The sequence below is a fragment of the Ruegeria sp. YTSC004 genome (genome assembly GCF_059609805.1).
In genome coordinates this window covers 133,970-149,649 of record NZ_JBXWMJ010000008.1, presented here as the reverse complement: position 1 = coordinate 149,649, position 15,680 = coordinate 133,970, and the positions used below count along the sequence as shown (strand labels likewise).

Here is a 15,680-nt window from a genome sequence, read left to right as displayed (position 1 = left end):
AATGTCTTTTACACTTTCGGACCTGGGATGGTCCTCACACTTTGCCGCCCAACATGCGGCCAATCCTTCGTGCGTTCCCTTTCGCATCACAGCCGTTCACCGTGATCGTCTGATCGGTGCAAACATCAACGGTGAAACACCTCTGCTCACCCTGGCCCAGCCGACGGGCGACTTCGCCGTCGGCGACTGGGTATTGGCGGATGATCATAACCGCGTTCAACAGCTGCTGGAACGCCGCAGCCTTTTGAAACGCCGCGCCGCCGGAACCGGGGCCCAGGCTCAGTTGATTGCTGCTAATGTGGATGTGCTGTTCATCGTCAGTTCCTGCAATGCTGACTTCAATCTGGCCCGACTGGAACGGTATTTGGCTTTGGCACACCAGGCCGGGTGCTATCCGGTGATCGTTCTAACCAAGGCCGATACCTGCGCCGATCCTGATAATTTCTCCAAAGCAGCCGAGTCGCTGGCTCCGTTTTTGACCGTGCTGGCTATCAATGCTTTGGATGCCCTGGACGTGCAGCAAGTTCTGTCCTGGTGCTCCACCGGGCAGACTGCCGCAATGGTCGGCTCATCCGGTGTCGGCAAGACAACATTGGTCAACGCCATGACTGGTCTGGATGAGGCAACGTCCGGTATTCGCGAGGACGACGCGCGCGGGCGGCACACGACAACTGCCCGCGCGTTGCATCCGATGCGGAACGGAGGCTGGCTGGTCGATACACCCGGCATGCGGGCTTTGCGGTTGCTGGATGCACAAGATGGCGTCGATGAGGTCTTTTCCGACATTCTGGAATTGGCCCAAACCTGCCGCTTTTCCGATTGTCAGCATCAGGCCGAGCCGGGATGCGCTGTGCAGGATGCGATTTCCACCGGATCCCTTGACACAGAGCGGCTAGAGCGTTGGCGAAAACTGCGGCGCGAGGATGAAAGGAACTCGGAAACCGTGGCGCAGTCTCGTGCGCGCGACAAGGCCTTTGGTAAGATGGTACGATCGGTGATGCAGGACAAGAAATCCCGCAAAAATCTGTAAATACCGACTCAGGCGATCAACCGGGGCCATATGTTTGCATTTCGGCGCGCAAATGCGCCGATGTGACCGACCTCGGCCAATCCAAAGTCTTTCGGCGACAACTGATGCCGGCGGGCTTTGGGACCGTAAAGATCGGCCAGGCGCCAAACCGCGTTCGGGGGCACCACCTGATCATCGTCCATTGTGAACAGATCAACAGGTGTTTCCGACGCGGACCAACGGGCGTCTGGAAGGCTTTTGCCGATATCCGGCACGTAGCTCAGCGCAGCGGTGCACCATTTACGCCACTGCCAGTAGACACGTGCCGGAAGGTCCGAGCCGAACCCAAGTGCCTTGCCCGGCAGGTATCCCAATGCCTTAACCAGCAATGGCGGGTGGGCATACCAGAACATTGTCGCCAGTGCGCGATACGGCCAGGGGTGGTCGGATACCGTCACCAAACCTGAACAGACACAGATCATCCGGTCGATCTGCTCAATATCGGGCTGAATTGGCCCCAGCATTCCACCCACCGAATGGCCAATGCTCCACTGCTGGGCGGCGGGAAATCTGCGTCGCATTTCAGCGCGAGCAGCGGGCATGTCGATCAACGCCCAGTCAGCCATCGTGGCCTGCGAATCGCGCAGGCGCCCGTGTAGAGAGTGGCCAAAATCGCGATAGTCATAGGTCAGACAGGCCATACCCTGTTCTTCCACCAACCACCGCGCAAAATGCTGGTAATAGTCGCGCGGTACGCCTGTGGCTGCATGGACTACAACCGCCACATCAGGTGCCGAGGCAGGCATATACAGCCGTGCCGACAGTTCGGCCTCTCCGGCAGAAAACGTGAAGTCTTCGGTCAAAACGACCGGAGTGTTGTCCAACATGGTGCCCTCGCAAGCATCTGAACTATTCGGTTCACATATGGCATATCGGCGCTTTTGCGCGACTAGAGTCAACAGATTTTCAAAGTGACCAAGCGTCCACTTGAACGATGGAAAACAGCCCGCTTGACTCAAGCCACCTACAACCGCTAGCGATGAGGTGATGGTTCTCGTCCTTATATTGGGGCGGGATGAAAAGGGAACTCGGTGCGGTCCAGCCCGGCAAAGCCGGAACGGACCAAGGCCGCGACTGCCCCCGCAACTGTAAGCGGTAAGCAATGCCGAAATACCACTGGCCGAAAGGCTGGGAAGGTCGGCAAAGCAATGACCCGCAAGTCAGGAGACCTGCCATCAAAGTAAAAACCGAAACTCGGGCGGGGTGTCCGGGCAGGCCTTCAGTACGCTGAGTTCCCTGTTCCACGTCCCCCGCTCACCGCGCGGAGGGCGCATTATGATCTGGAAGACAACGACCCACGAATTCACCGCCACCCTGTGCCAGAAAACGGGGAAAACCTGCCCCGCATTGGCCCAAATGGCTCGGTCATTGGCCGAGGCGATGGCAACAGCACGACCAATGACGACCAGCGAATTTGAGGTGGACGGCTCCAGCGAACTGACCCATTGCGATGAGGGTTGCACCGCACGGTTTCGCGCCAGCCCGGCCCGGATCAGGGTCTATTGCGGGGCAAACACAGGCGACTCAGCCGACACGCTGGACGAATACGCCGATATGATGTTCGGCCCTGACTTTTCCACTCTGCCTGCTGGTGTTTTGGCGGCCTTGCCTTGCGCCATGCTTCAGGCATCGGCCCTTGCACCGCGTCCATCGCATCAGGTTGTTCAACAAGCCACGGCCTGATCCTAGTTCACTGATCGCTCTGGGCCGGTTTCATGGCCCAAGCCATCTGCTCATCCGTTTCCACCGCGCATGGTCGGGCCAAGCGCAGCCGGTTTAGCGCGTGGTTTGGATCTTCGCCGCTTTCCACCATGAGCCTCAGCGCGACCATCCCCGACCGCCCACAACCGCCCCGGCAATGCACCAGCACGCGTCCACCGTCGGACAGAACCTGCCGGGCGGCTGCGCTGGCTTGGGGCCAAAGAGTTTCGATTGGCAGGGGCGGTGTGCCAAAATCCTCGACCGGAAGATGCACCCAGGTCGCGGACCTGCTTTGAACGTCTCGACCAAAACCGCCTGCGCCGACCTGCCGCATCTCGGCCTCGGTGGTCATTGAAATCACCAGATCAGGGTTCCAGTCCTGTATCACCCTCAGATCGTCGACATACCCACCGCCGCCGCCCGGCAAGGGGGACAGCGCCAAGATGCCTGAGCCAACAGGCAGCGCGTAGATCGCAAATTTTGCCAAAGCTAATGCTCCTACTGCCACCGGCCCACCAAATTTTGACAGCTGGTTTATCCCGCTTACAGACGCTGTCCAAACCGAAATTCCACAAAGCCTGCTGTGGACGTGGGCGGCCCGGGTCTCTACGCTGCATTTCTGACACGAATCTGACAGAGCAGACATGACCGAAACGCCCAGCCCCGCCTATCAGGTTCTTGCCCGCAAGTACCGCCCCGAAACCTTTGCTGATCTGGTTGGACAGGACGCAATGGTACGCACGCTGAAAAACGCGTTCGAAGCGGATCGGATCGCGCAGGCCTTTATCATGACCGGTATTCGCGGCACCGGCAAAACCACCACTGCCCGGATTATCGCCAAAGGTATGAACTGCATCGGCCCCGATGGCGAAGGCAAGCCAACGACCGAACCTTGCGGCCAGTGCGAACATTGTGTGGCCATCATGGAAGGACGCCATGTCGACGTGATGGAGATGGACGCCGCCAGCCGGACCGGTGTGAACGACATTCGCGAGATTATCGACAGTGTCCGATATCGTGCCGCCAGTGCGCGTTATAAGATTTACATCATCGACGAAGTTCACATGCTGTCGACCAGCGCCTTCAATGCGCTGCTCAAAACGCTCGAGGAACCGCCTGAGCATGTGAAGTTCATCTTTGCGACGACCGAAATCCGCAAGGTCCCGGTGACAGTGCTGTCGCGCTGCCAGCGGTTTGACCTGCGGCGGATCGAACCCGAAGATATGATCGGTCTGCTCAACAAGATCGCCGCGGCGGAAAACGCACAGATCGCCGAAGACGCGCTTGCTTTGATCACACGTGCGGCCGAAGGCTCTGCCCGCGATGCGACCTCGCTGTTGGATCAGGCGATCTCACATGGTGCAGGGGAAACCAGCGCCGATCAGGTTCGGGCAATGTTGGGCCTTGCAGATCGCGGGCGCGTGCTGGATCTGATGGACATGATCCTGCGTGGCGATGCGGCTGGGGCATTGACTGAGTTGAGCGGCCAGTATGCCGAAGGGGCCGACCCGCTGGCCGTGCTGCGCGATCTGGCCGAGATCACCCATTGGGTTTCCGTGGTCAAAATCACGCCCGATGCCGCCGATGACCCCACCGTCTCACCGGATGAACGTGCGCGCGGTCAACAGATGGCCGAGGCGCTGCCGATGCGGGTGTTGACGCGGATGTGGCAGATGTTGCTGAAAGCGCTGGAGGAGGTCTCTGCAGCACCCAACGCGATGATGGCCGCCGAAATGGCAATCATTCGTCTGACTCATGTGGCCGATTTGCCAAGCCCCGAAGAACTTATCAAACGACTACAGGATGCGCCTCCACCCCCACCGAACGGGGGACCTGGCGGTGGTGTGGCTGTGCCAACTCATGCACCTACGCAGGCGACTTCCTCTACGCATCTCTCGGCCCAGCGCGGGCCGGCAGGGGCACCCACCGCAGCGCTTGCTCAGGACATCCAGACCGCGCTGGCACGCTATCCAACCTTCGAACACGTGGTCGAGTTGATCCGCACCAACCGGGACGTAAAACTGTTGGTTGAGGTCGAAAACGGTGTGCGTCTCGTCTCGTATTCCCCGGGACGGATCGAGTTCACGCCAACGGACAAAGCGCCGACCGATCTGGCGCAAAGGCTTGGTTCAGCCTTGCAACGCTGGACCGGAAACCGATGGGCTGTCTCAATCGTGGCCGACGGGGACGCAGCAACAATCGCCGAGGTTCGAGACGCGGCTGATCTGGCGTTGAAAGCGCAGGCCGAACAACACCCATTGGTTCAAGCCGTTCTGATGCAGTTTCCCAAAGCGCGCATCAAACGGATCGAAACCCCGGAAGAACGCGCCGCCAAGGTAGAAACCGAAGCCCTGCCTGAGGTCGAAGACGAATGGGACCCGTTCGAGGAGGATTAACAGCTGCACTTTGCACACATCGATGCGGTCTACTACGAAGCATGCGAAGCATTTAACCCTGGCTGGGATGGCGAACCGGTTAGCGAATTGGTCGAAGCAGTCGCTCTCACCTTGCATCCGGTATCCATGGTCTTGCTGGTGTTGTCTGCTATAGCAATCTGGCGCGGAAACCTATGGACCGCATTGGCGACGTCCTTCGCTTGGGCGATTTGGGCGGCTCACATTTTTGTCGACGACTTGATGGATGACTCGCGTAGATCGGCGGCAGACATCGGGTGCATCGGTCATTCCAGCCTGTTCATAGGGCTGACAATTGCGCTATGTGCGTCGATGACACTTTACGCTGTATATGTTCGCCTAAGGCGATCACAATTTAGGAGACAGTAAATGCTCAAAGGACTCGGCGGTCTGGGCGATATGGCCAAGATGATGAAATCCGCACAGGATTTGCAGACCAAGATGACGGATATGCAGGAAGAGCTGAACAACATGATGGTTGTGGGCGAATCCGGTGCGGGGCTGGTGAAGGCCACCGCCACCGCAAAAGGCGAGCTGAAGGGTTTGGACATCGATCCGTCGATCTTCAACGGCGACGATAAGGAAGTTGTCGAAGATCTGATTCTGGCCGCTATCAAGGACGCGCAAACCAAAGCGGCCGAGCGCTCTCAGGCCGAGATGGCAAGGCTGACCGAAAGCATGGGTCTGCCCGCAGACATCAAGCTGCCGTTCTGATAGACACTCCTGACGACCCAAAGGCCGGGCACCCCTGTCCGGCCCTTTTGCAGGAGCGCACGCCGTGAGTTCGAACAGCGATATCGACAATCTGATCGACCTGATGGCCAAACTGCCCGGCCTCGGGCCCCGCTCGGCCCGCCGCGCAGTGCTGCACCTGATCCGAAAGCGCGCCCTGCTGCTGACGCCCCTGTCGGACGTAATGCAGCAGGTGGCTGCCACCGCCCGCGAATGCCTGAATTGCGGCAACGTGGGCACCACCGATATCTGCGACATCTGCGATAGCGAGGATCGCGCGACCGGAGAGTTGTGCGTGGTCGAAGATGTGGCTGATCTCTGGGCGATGGAACGCGCTGCAGTTTTCAAGGGTCGCTATCACGTTTTGGGCGGCACATTGTCGGCTCTGGATGGGGTCGGACCGGACGAACTGCGCATTCCCCGACTCAAGGATCGGGTGATGGCCGAAGGGATTTCTGAGGTCATTCTGGCCCTAAATGCCACTGTCGATGGCCAGACCACCGCCCACTACATCGCGGATCAGTTGGAGGGACAGGTCCGCCTGACCTCACTGGCGCAGGGTGTTCCGATTGGGGGCGAGCTTGATTATCTGGACGACGGGACGATTACGGCGGCGCTGAGGGCACGAAAAGAACTCTGAGTCTTGCGATACGGCGACAACCGGAAAGGATTCGCCTCTTCCGGTTGCACACCAAGGTCTGTTCCGATTGTCAGGTGTAAGCACCCGACGAATACGTCAATTCATAGGAATGGCTGTATATCTCGAAGACGATACCAAATGGGTCTTCGACGTAGACCATGCGATAGGGTTTCTCACCGGGATAATAGTATCGGATCGGCATCCGTTGTTTGCCGCCAGCCGCCACGATTTTTTCTACCAAGCCTTCGACATCCGGGTCCTGGACGCAAAAATGAAACGTACCGTTCTGGCGAAAGTCGATATTGTTTTCAGGCACATAGTTCCCGTGAAACTCGAAAAGTTCAAAACCAACGCGATCAGCGGTCGCGAGATGCGCAATACGCAGTTTTTTCCATTCCGGACCAAACACATCAGTGCACATGACACCGATATCCGTGTCATCCTCTACCACGTCCGTTGGTGGCATGATTACGTAAAAACCAAGGACTTCAGAGTAGAACTTTACAGCCTCGTCAACGTTTGGGACGGACAATCCGATGTGAGAAAATGTTCTTGGATGTTGCGGCATGGCACGCTCCTTAATTTTATGGGGCGAAAACTATTGTGCCACAGCCGAGTTTCAAGCGTTTGCCCTGTGAGGCATAGCCGGGTTCCGCTGTGCACATAGGTCTTTGTTCGCGGCCGCATTAATCAAGAATGGCCTTTGCCTCTTGCACGCGGCGTGTACTATGGCTGCGACCTTATCCATTTGATATTGGAAACTGTTATGAAACGCCTATTTGCCCTCGCGCTTGCCGCCTTTACAGCCACCGCCGCGTTTTCGCAGGAACTGATCGACAAAGGCTTTGTCGAGGGCTGGAACATTATGATGGACCCAGCGCTCGGAAACGGCTGTCTGATTCAAACGATCTACCAAGACCTCTCGGTCGTGCGGTTGGGCTATGATGCGCTGGATAATCGCGGGTATTTCGCCGTCTACAACAAGGCGTGGGGCGATATCAAACAGGGCGAGAGTTATCCGATCCGGTTCGATCTGGACGGCAAAAGCTATGACGCCACGGCCATCGGCTTCAATCAGCGTGACGTGCCTGGCGCGACTGTGTTTTTCACCGACCGCAGCTTCGTCAACGCAATTGCCCAGAACAAGACCATGACGGTTTACAACCCTGCGGGTGAGACGGTGATGGCGATTGATCTGAAAGGTACGGCCAAAGCGCTGGAATATGCGCGAGAGTGCCAGAACAGGAAACTCTAACGAATCGGATCGAAACGCGCGTCTTTGGCCGTACAATCGCGGATCACGTCACGACCACAGGGAACGGGTTCAAGGTCGCGCGACAGGCACAGTCGGACCTCTTCTATATAGCCCTGCTTGCAGGTCACTGTGATCATATCGCGCTCAAGGCCGGGGTTGGCTTTCAGAAAGGCTTCTTCCACGACCGATGCAGGCAGTTTGACCGAGGCGTCCAGCTTGCGGAATACCTGAGGACGCTCAACCGCCTCATACGCCTGCCGGGACAGCGCATAATAGTCGGACGCACTGAGGCCCGAGCAGGTTCCATGCTTTTTCCATTGATGCCACGCCAGACCGGAACTGCCCTGAATATCGGTCATTTTGCGTGACATAGCCCGCGATGGCGGCGCCTCGGGCGTACGGCAGAAGGCGGGCCAGCCCTGATGGTACTGAGGCCACAGACCATGCAGGATCCAGCCATGGTCATGCCGGGTGTCGCATTGATCCGATCCGCGCGCGTCGCCTTCGCGGGCGCACCAGTTTGGCGACCAGCTAAGCGACAAGACGTAGTAGTCAAACTCGCCTGCCTTTTCGCCATCGCCCAGCGCCGCCATTGCACCGAAAATCCACGAAACCAGCCCCAAAACAACCCAGCGCATTCGCCTCTTCCCTTCTTGCCTTGGCGCGACTATATACGGACCAAGTTCCCCGACAACGGAAACCTGCCCCAAAAAAAGGGGCCGCCGAATTCCGGCGACGGGAAAGATGTATTTATAGGAGACGGGCTGATGGCAAAACCGCTTATGGCCAAGGCAACAGCCGTATGGCTGGTGGACAACACCACGATCAGCTTCAAGCAGATCGCGGATTTCGTAGGCATGCACGAGCTTGAGGTGCAGGGCATCGCGGACGGCGATGTGGCCGCTGGCGTGAAAGGCTTTGACCCCATCGCCAACAACCAGCTGACCCAGGACGAGATCGACACCGCGCAGAACAACCCGCTGCACAAGCTGAAGCTCAAGTTCAACCCCGCTGCAAGCGGCGAGGAAAAGCGTCGCGGTCCGCGCTATACCCCGCTGTCCAAGCGTCAGGACCGTCCGAACTCGATCCTGTGGCTGGTCAAGTTCCACCCGGAACTCAGCGACGGTCAGATCGCCAAGCTGGTGGGCACCACTAAGCCGACCATCCAGTCGATCCGTGAACGGACCCACTGGAACATTTCCAACATGCAGCCGATCGACCCCGTTGCCCTGGGCCTGTGCAAACAGTCCGAGTTGGACGCGATCGTGCAGAAGGCCGCAGCCAAGAAAGCTGCCGAAGGTGGCGTCATGAGCGATGACGAGCGCCGCAAGCTGGTTTCGACCGAACAGTCGCTGGAAATGGACGCGGCGCCGAAGATCCCGACTGCCATCGAAGGTCTGGAAACCTTCTCGCTGTCGGACGAGCCTGCGGAAGAGAAAGAAGAAGAACCAATCCTCGACGCGGACAGCTTCTTCAACCTGCCCAAAGGCGGTGCCGACGACGAAGACGAAGACGATCCGCGCGCCTAAAGCACAGACAGCCCCGGCCTGAACGGACCGGGGCTTTTTTACGAGAAAACCATGCTGAACGTTCTTTCCAAACTATTTGGACCGCATCGCGCCGTTTCGATCTATGCCTTCCTGAAGACCTGGGGTTTGCCCATGGCAGGCGGTGTTGGTCTTGTTGCCGTCGCTGCTGGTTTGCTGATCTTCAACGACAGCGGCGAGCACGAGCATGAGGCATTCATGACCGTCAACGTCTTGTCAGCGACACCCATCAACGGGGACCTCAAGAACGGCGTCATTGCTTCGGTCCGGCTGCCGGACGGGTCTGCGACCTCGATCACTTCAACCGACGCTCCGGTCTCACAAACCGTTGGCACGACAGCCTGCATCGAGAAACGTGTGTACGTGGACAGTGGCGAGGCCCGGTATCGGTTCAAACTGCCACGCCACTGCGAAGCAGGATAAGAAAAGCCGCCCGATAAGAACACCGGACGGCTTTGGTTTCAGATCATCTGGAACAGGATGCCGGCGGTGATGGCCCCGATAATCCCCAGTCCCAAATAGGTCGCAAAAACCCTCGGTTTGACCAATGACCAGACGGCGGCCATCGCTGGGATCGAACTGACGGCACCCGCGACCATGAATGACATCGCGGCCCCAGCGCTCATCCCCTGTTCCATCAGGCCTGCCAGCAGCGGCGGCGCGACGTAGGAGTTCAGGTAAGCGGGCATCCCGACCAACGCGGCAATGACAATGGGTACAACACCGTCACCGCCGACAACGCGCGCGATCAGATCGGCGGGCACATAGCTGACCAACAGCGCCTCAAGCACATAGGCCAGAGCCAACCATTTCAACAGAAACAGGCTGTTGTGAATGAACTCGGACCGGAAGCGCTGACGACGCTCGGGTACCTGCCAGAACTTCCAGACAGGTTTGTCCTCTGTTTTAGGTCCGCATCCGCAGCCAGCCGGTTTGTATTCGCGCAGAGGCTGGGCAAACGCACCACCTCGCATCAGGGCACGGACGGCAAAGCCCCCAAACAGACCCAATGCGACAGCTGCAATGGCCTTGCCGATTGCAAATGGCCAACCCAATGCGCCTGCCGTGATCAACAGGGTAGGTGGATCAATCAAGGGCGAGCTGAGCCAGAACGCCATGACAGCCGACAATGGCGCACCAAGCGCCAGCAGACCAGCAATAAACGGAATGACTTCGCAAGAACAGAACGGTGCGAGGCCGCCGAAGACTGCGGCCAGAAAGATCATCCGCGTCTCGCGCCCCTCAAAGGCGCGCGCAACCATCACTTCGGCACCTGTCGCCTTGAGGTAAGACAGCAGCAAGACGGCGAACAGAATGTACTGGCCCGTATGGGCAAGGGCTTTACCCGCAAAGGTTACAACCTCTCCCCAATTGCCGGGGTCAAGGACAGCCACAAGCGCCAGAATGGCCACGATCACCGCCCATGGGGTTTTGATCAGATCAACGGCCACCTTTGCCGGTGCCTTTGGGTTTTGTGTCAGCTCAGCCATCGTTCGCAGCCTTTCCCACTTCGTCCGCGCAGCATTCGCTAAGAATGAACTGCGCGAGGCCTCTCAATTCTTCATAATTTGCGCGGTTGATGGTGGCGCGCCCGATTTTCTCTTGCTCGACAACACCGCCGGCCGCGAGAAACCGCAGGTGATGGGCCAATGTCGAAGGCGCAATGCCTGTGCGGTTCTGGATTTCCCCAACGGTCAACCCCGCCTCACCAGCCCGAACCAATGTCTTGAGAACCTTCAGTCGCGCTTCAGAGCCCATGGCCGAGAATCCTGCTGCAGCTGTTTCCCACATCTGACTTCTCCATTAAACTAAATTTCTAGTTATTTAGGTGAGTCGTTCTTTTTCGTCAAGCGCCTTGTTCACGAATTCTCGAGACGAGATTAAGTCCAGATTGCCCTCGCCTTAAGTCCACCCTATAAGGCGCTATGGGAATATCGGTCGACACATTCTTTCTGGAATTGAACGGACAGGGCACGCTGCAGGCGCAGATCCAGCAGATGATTGCCGAAGGCATCCTGTCTGGCCGGTTCCACGTTGGGGAAAAGCTGCCCTCGTCTCGTAAACTGGCGGCACACCTAGGTGTTAGCCGGATCACGGTGACATTGGCGTATACGGAACTTCTGGCCAATGACTACCTGACTGCCAAAGGCCGGTCGGGGTATTTCGTCTCGCAAAACGCGCCCGTGCCACCCAAGTATTCGCCTGTGCAAAAACGCGATGAAAATGTCGACTGGGACACGGCACTCGCACGCAGGTTCTCGGACGGGGACGTGCTGCCCAAGCCCAGTAATTGGCGCGATTACAAATACCCTTTCATCTATGGTCAGGCAGATCGGAAATTGTTTGACCACGCCAACTGGCGTCTCTGCGCGGTCCGCGCGTTGGGTCACAAGGATTTTGCATCCCTGACCGGGGACTACATGGATCAGGATGATCCGCTGCTGATCGAATTCATCGCCCGTCACACGTTGCCGCGCCGTGGAATCGCCGCCCGCCCCGAAGAGATCTTGATCACTATGGGCGCGCAAAACGCACTGTGGCTGGCCTCACGCATTCTTTTGAACCGCAACCGCACAGCGGTGATTGAAGACCCCTGTTACTATGCGCTGCGGGATCTGTTGAATCACTCCGATTGCAAGGTGTCGCCACTGGCCGTCGACAGCGACGGCCTGACCCCGGATGCGCTACCTGACGAAACAGACGTAATTTTCACCACCCCCAGCCATCAAAGCCCGACAACGGCAACCATGCCCGTTGAACGCCGCTACGAGCTGCTGAAACGCGCCCGCGAACTGGACGCCATGGTGGTCGAGGACGATTACGAGTTTGAAATGGCCTTTCTGGGATCCCCGTCCCCGGCCCTCAAGTCAATGGATCGCGACGGACGGGTGATCTATGTGGGCAGCTTCTCGAAGTCGCTGTTTCCCGGATTGCGGCTAGGCTACATTGTTGGGTCCGAGCCCTTTATCCGCGAGGCACGAGCCTTGCGTTCTTTGGTGCTGCGCCACCCGCCGGGCCATATCCAGCGCACTGCGGCCTATTTCCTGTCACTGGGCCATTACGATGCTCAGATTCGGCGTATGTCCAAGACCCTTGCCCGGCGCCGCGAAGCGTTGGATGCTGCAGTCGAACAGTACGGGCTTACCGCTGCCGGACGCGGAATCATGGGCGGCTCGTCTCTTTGGATGTCGGCCCCCGAGCGTGTGGACACGACGAAACTTGCCCAAAAGCTGCAGAGCCAGGGCGTCCATATCGAACCAGGTGCCCCGTTCTTCAATGGGTTGCACCGACCGCACAACTTCTATCGCCTTGGATACTCGTCCATTGGCCGGGACCGCATCGGGCCGGGGGTGAAACTGATCGCGGATGCCATCCGATCCGCCTAGCACGACTCTGGACATATCCCGCCTAACGTTCTGGCCCTAACGCCGCTTCGCCCCTTGCGCCAAAACCGTATCAAAGGCGGGTGCTGTGCCCGAACCTTTCTTCAATTGTGCGGAGAACACTCAGATGAAAATGACCACTGAAGAGGCCTTTGTTAAGGTTCTGCAAATGCACGGTATCGAACATGCGTTCGGTATCATCGGCTCGGCGATGATGCCGATCTCGGATATCTTCCCGGCTGCAGGCATCAATTTCTGGGACTGCGCCCACGAAGGTTCCGGCGGCATGATGGCGGACGGCTACACCCGTGCCACCGGCAAGATGTCGATGATGATCGCGCAGAACGGCCCCGGCATCACCAACTTCGTCACCGCCGTCAAAACCGCATACTGGAACCACACCCCTGTTCTGCTGATCACTCCGCAGGCTGCCAACAAGACCATCGGTCAGGGTGGCTTCCAGGAAATGGAACAGATGCGCATGTTTGCGGACTGTGTTGCCTACCAGGAAGAACTGCGTGACCCCAGCCGTGTCGCCGAAGTTCTGAACCGCGTCATCCTGCAAGCCAAGCGTGCCTCGGCACCTGCTCAGATGAACATCCCGCGCGACATGTGGACTCAGGTCATCGACATCGAGCTGCCCAAGATCGTCGAATTCGCCGCGACTGCTGGCGGCAACGAAGCACTGGACGAAGCCGCAGCCCTGTTGTCCGACGCCAAATTCCCGGTCATCCTGAACGGTGCTGGTGTTGTTCTGTCCGGCGCGATCCCTGCGTCAGCCGAATTGGCCGAACGTCTGACCGCACCGGTCTGCGTTGGCTATCAGCACAACGACGCCTTCCCCGGCTCGCACCCGCTGTTTGCCGGTCCGCTGGGCTATAACGGCTCGAAAGCCGGTATGGAGCTGATCGCCAAAGCGGACGTTGTTCTGGCTCTGGGCACTCGTCTGAACCCGTTCTCGACCTTGCCTGGTTACGGCATCAACTACTGGCCGACCGATGCCAAGATCATTCAGGTTGACCTGAACCCTGATCGTATCGGCCTGACCAAAGACGTGACCGTTGGCATCGTCGGCGACGCCAAGAAAGTGGCCGAAGGTCTGCTGGAACGTCTGGGCGACAACGCCGGTGAAGCAGGTCGCGAAGACCGCAAGAACCTGATCGCCACAACCAAATCGGCTTGGGCGCAAGAACTGAGCTCGCTGACCCACGAGAACGACGATCCGGGCACCACCTGGAACGAGCGTGCACGTGCCGCTAAGCCAGACTGGATGAGCCCCCGCATGGCATGGCGCGCAATTCAAGCGGCGCTGCCGACCGAGGCAATCATCTCGTCCGATATCGGCAACAACTGCGCCATCGGTAACGCGTACCCGTCCTTCGAAGAAGGCCGCAAGTACCTGGCACCTGGTCTGTTTGGCCCCTGTGGTTACGGCCTGCCTGCCGTTGTTGGCGCGAAAATTGGTTGCCCGGACGTTCCGGTTGTCGGTTTCTCGGGTGACGGCGCATTTGGTATCGCTGTGAACGAACTGACCGCGATTGGCCGCGAAGAATGGCCCGCCGTGACCCAGATCGTTTTCCGCAACTACCAGTGGGGCGCTGAAAAGCGTAACTCGACCCTGTGGTTCGACGACAACTTCGTTGGCACCGAACTGGACCAACAGGTCTCTTATGCCGGTATCGCAACCGCATGTGGTCTGAAAGGCGTCGTTGCACGCACTCAGGACGAGCTGACCGCGGCCCTGAACCAGGCGATCATCGACCAGAAAAATGGCATCACCACTCTGATCGAAGCCATGATCAACCAGGAACTGGGCGATCCCTTCCGTCGCGACGCCATGAAAAAGCCGGTCCGTGTTGCCGGTATCGACGCGGCTGACATGAATACGTCGGCCGGGGCATAATCGCGTGAAGCCACTACGCACAATTCTCGGAGCTGCTAGCAGCTCCGACAAGATCATCGCCCTCGCTGAGGGCGATGATCCACGTGTTGTTGAAGGTGCTTTGAAGGCCCGCAAGGAAGGTGTCGCGCGCATCATTCTGGTTGGTGACAAAGCCAAAGTAACTGCCCTGCTGGCCGAACAGGCTGGTCAGGATGTCGACGGCATCGAAATCCACGATCCATCGGACTCTCCCCTTGCCGAAGCGTTTGCAGCTGAGCTTTTCGAGCGGCGCAAGCACAAGGGCATGACGCCTGAAAAGGCCGCTGACGAAATCAAACGCCGCCTGAACTATGCCGCGATGCTGGTTCATACCGGTAATGCCGACGGAACTGTCGGCGGAGCTGTTGAGACCACGTCGGCCACAGTGCGCGCCGCTTTGCAGATCATCGGCAAAGCCCCCGACGCGGCCATGGTTTCCAGCTTTTTCCTGATGCTCTACTGCCGCGATCACCACACGGTCCGCGGAGCGCACATCTTTGCCGATTGCGGCCTGGTTGTTGATCCGAACGAACAGGAATTGGCCGAAATCGCCCGGGCATCTGCCGCGTCTTTCAAGGCGCTGACGCATGAGACACCCCGCGTTGCGATGCTGTCCTTTTCCACCGGCGGCAGCGCCAATCATCCGAAAGTCACGAAGGTCAGCGAAGCCACGCAGATTGCAAAATCGGCTGACCCCGATCTGTTGATCGACGGCGAGCTGCAGTTTGACGCCGCATTCGTCCCCGAGGTGGCTGCAAAGAAAGCCAAGGATTCGCCCCTGCGCGGCGAGGCAAATGTCTTTGTGTTCCCGAACCTCGACGCAGGCAACCTTGGCTACAAGATCGCGCAACGTATTGGGGGTGCCGAAGCAATCGGCCCGGTCCTTCAGGGACTGGCGAAACCGGCCAACGACCTTTCACGCGGATGCTCCGCCGAGGACGTTCTGCACATGATCGCGGTTACGGCCGTGCAAGCAGAAACATCCAAAACCCGGACAGACGCCTCGTAAATCCGGCTA

At 58.5% G+C, this 15,680-nt stretch carries 17 protein-coding genes and 1 riboswitch; of the genes, 11 read left to right on the top strand and 6 right to left on the bottom strand.

What is annotated here, in order from left to right:
• Nucleotide 1: 1 nt before the first annotated feature.
• The gene (gene rsgA / locus AC2FFP_RS15455) at nt 2-1,030 is read left to right on the top strand and encodes a ribosome small subunit-dependent GTPase A (protein WP_496881225.1); all 1,029 of its coding nucleotides are present in this window, start codon (nt 2-4) and stop codon (nt 1,028-1,030) included.
• Between the two features lie 8 nt (nt 1,031-1,038).
• Here the strand turns inward: rsgA and AC2FFP_RS15450 are convergent, their stop codons facing one another.
• On the bottom strand, nt 1,039-1,896 hold the full coding sequence (locus tag AC2FFP_RS15450) for an alpha/beta hydrolase family protein (protein WP_496881224.1): 858 nt from the start codon (nt 1,894-1,896) through the stop codon (nt 1,039-1,041).
• Nucleotides 1,897-2,040: 144 nt separating this feature from the next.
• A riboswitch (cobalamin riboswitch) is annotated at nt 2,041-2,260 on the top strand.
• An 84-nt stretch (nt 2,261-2,344) separates the two neighbouring features.
• Here AC2FFP_RS15450 and AC2FFP_RS15445 point away from each other — a divergent pair.
• A complete protein-coding gene (locus tag AC2FFP_RS15445) occupies nt 2,345-2,752 on the top strand; it encodes a hypothetical protein (RefSeq protein WP_496881223.1) in 408 nt (135 codons plus the stop codon).
• Nucleotides 2,753-2,759: 7 nt separating this feature from the next.
• Here AC2FFP_RS15445 and AC2FFP_RS15440 read toward each other — a convergent pair whose 3' ends face one another.
• Entirely contained in the window at nt 2,760-3,257 is a 498-nt protein-coding gene (locus AC2FFP_RS15440; RefSeq protein ID WP_496838296.1) for a protein-tyrosine phosphatase family protein, read from the bottom strand.
• Between the two features lie 157 nt (nt 3,258-3,414).
• Here AC2FFP_RS15440 and AC2FFP_RS15435 point away from each other — a divergent pair, with 157 nt between their 5' ends.
• From AC2FFP_RS15435 to recR, 3 genes are all read left to right on the top strand, one after another.
• Nucleotides 3,415-5,166 (top strand): DNA polymerase III subunit gamma/tau, encoded by a 1,752-nt coding sequence (locus AC2FFP_RS15435; RefSeq protein WP_496768474.1) that lies wholly within the window; start codon nt 3,415-3,417, stop codon nt 5,164-5,166.
• A gap of 387 nt (nt 5,167-5,553) precedes the next feature.
• Complete coding sequence (locus tag AC2FFP_RS15430) at nt 5,554-5,898, top strand: YbaB/EbfC family nucleoid-associated protein (RefSeq protein WP_496726610.1); 345 nt, start codon at nt 5,554-5,556, stop codon at nt 5,896-5,898.
• Nucleotides 5,899-5,962: 64 nt separating this feature from the next.
• Nucleotides 5,963-6,556, top strand: a complete 594-nt coding sequence (recR, locus tag AC2FFP_RS15425; protein WP_496726609.1) for a recombination mediator RecR — start codon at nt 5,963-5,965, stop codon at nt 6,554-6,556.
• 70 nt (nt 6,557-6,626) lie between these two features.
• Here recR and AC2FFP_RS15420 read toward each other — a convergent pair whose 3' ends face one another.
• A complete protein-coding gene (locus AC2FFP_RS15420; protein WP_496726608.1) occupies nt 6,627-7,124 on the bottom strand; it encodes a lactoylglutathione lyase family protein in 498 nt (165 codons plus the stop codon).
• Nucleotides 7,125-7,322: 198 nt separating this feature from the next.
• On the opposite strand from AC2FFP_RS15420, the gene AC2FFP_RS15415 reads away from it, so the two are divergent.
• Nucleotides 7,323-7,811, top strand: a complete 489-nt coding sequence (locus AC2FFP_RS15415) for a hypothetical protein (protein WP_496768476.1) — start codon at nt 7,323-7,325, stop codon at nt 7,809-7,811.
• Here the strand turns inward: AC2FFP_RS15415 and AC2FFP_RS15410 are convergent.
• Complete coding sequence (locus AC2FFP_RS15410; protein ID WP_496881222.1) at nt 7,808-8,449, bottom strand: ribonuclease T2 family protein; 642 nt, start codon at nt 8,447-8,449, stop codon at nt 7,808-7,810. The two genes, AC2FFP_RS15415 and AC2FFP_RS15410, sit on opposite strands and share 4 nt — an antisense overlap.
• A 129-nt stretch (nt 8,450-8,578) precedes the next feature.
• Here AC2FFP_RS15410 and AC2FFP_RS15405 point away from each other — a divergent pair, with 129 nt between their 5' ends.
• Nucleotides 8,579-9,340, top strand: coding sequence for a DUF1013 domain-containing protein (locus AC2FFP_RS15405; protein WP_496844641.1), 762 nt, complete (start codon nt 8,579-8,581; stop codon nt 9,338-9,340).
• A 51-nt stretch (nt 9,341-9,391) separates the two neighbouring features.
• Entirely contained in the window at nt 9,392-9,781 is a 390-nt protein-coding gene (locus AC2FFP_RS15400; RefSeq protein ID WP_496768480.1) for a hypothetical protein, read from the top strand.
• Nucleotides 9,782-9,819: 38 nt separating this feature from the next.
• Here AC2FFP_RS15400 and AC2FFP_RS15395 read toward each other — a convergent pair whose 3' ends face one another.
• Both AC2FFP_RS15395 and AC2FFP_RS15390 read right to left on the bottom strand, forming a co-directional pair.
• On the bottom strand, nt 9,820-10,848 hold the full coding sequence (locus tag AC2FFP_RS15395) for a permease (RefSeq protein WP_496844642.1): 1,029 nt from the start codon (nt 10,846-10,848) through the stop codon (nt 9,820-9,822).
• Complete coding sequence (locus tag AC2FFP_RS15390) at nt 10,841-11,149, bottom strand: ArsR/SmtB family transcription factor (protein WP_058272522.1); 309 nt, start codon at nt 11,147-11,149, stop codon at nt 10,841-10,843. The genes AC2FFP_RS15395 and AC2FFP_RS15390 overlap by 8 nt, the downstream gene beginning before the upstream one ends.
• A gap of 134 nt (nt 11,150-11,283) precedes the next feature.
• Between AC2FFP_RS15390 and pdxR the strand changes: the two genes are divergently transcribed.
• From pdxR to pta, 3 genes are all read left to right on the top strand, one after another.
• Nucleotides 11,284-12,744, top strand: coding sequence for a MocR-like pyridoxine biosynthesis transcription factor PdxR (gene pdxR / locus AC2FFP_RS15385; protein WP_496726604.1), 1,461 nt, complete (start codon nt 11,284-11,286; stop codon nt 12,742-12,744).
• Nucleotides 12,745-12,868: 124 nt separating this feature from the next.
• A complete protein-coding gene (gene xsc / locus AC2FFP_RS15380; protein WP_496768485.1) occupies nt 12,869-14,644 on the top strand; it encodes a sulfoacetaldehyde acetyltransferase in 1,776 nt (591 codons plus the stop codon).
• A 4-nt stretch (nt 14,645-14,648) separates the two neighbouring features.
• A complete protein-coding gene (gene pta, locus AC2FFP_RS15375; RefSeq protein WP_496844643.1) occupies nt 14,649-15,671 on the top strand; it encodes a phosphate acetyltransferase in 1,023 nt (340 codons plus the stop codon).
• The last annotated feature ends 9 nt before the right edge of the window (nt 15,672-15,680 follow it).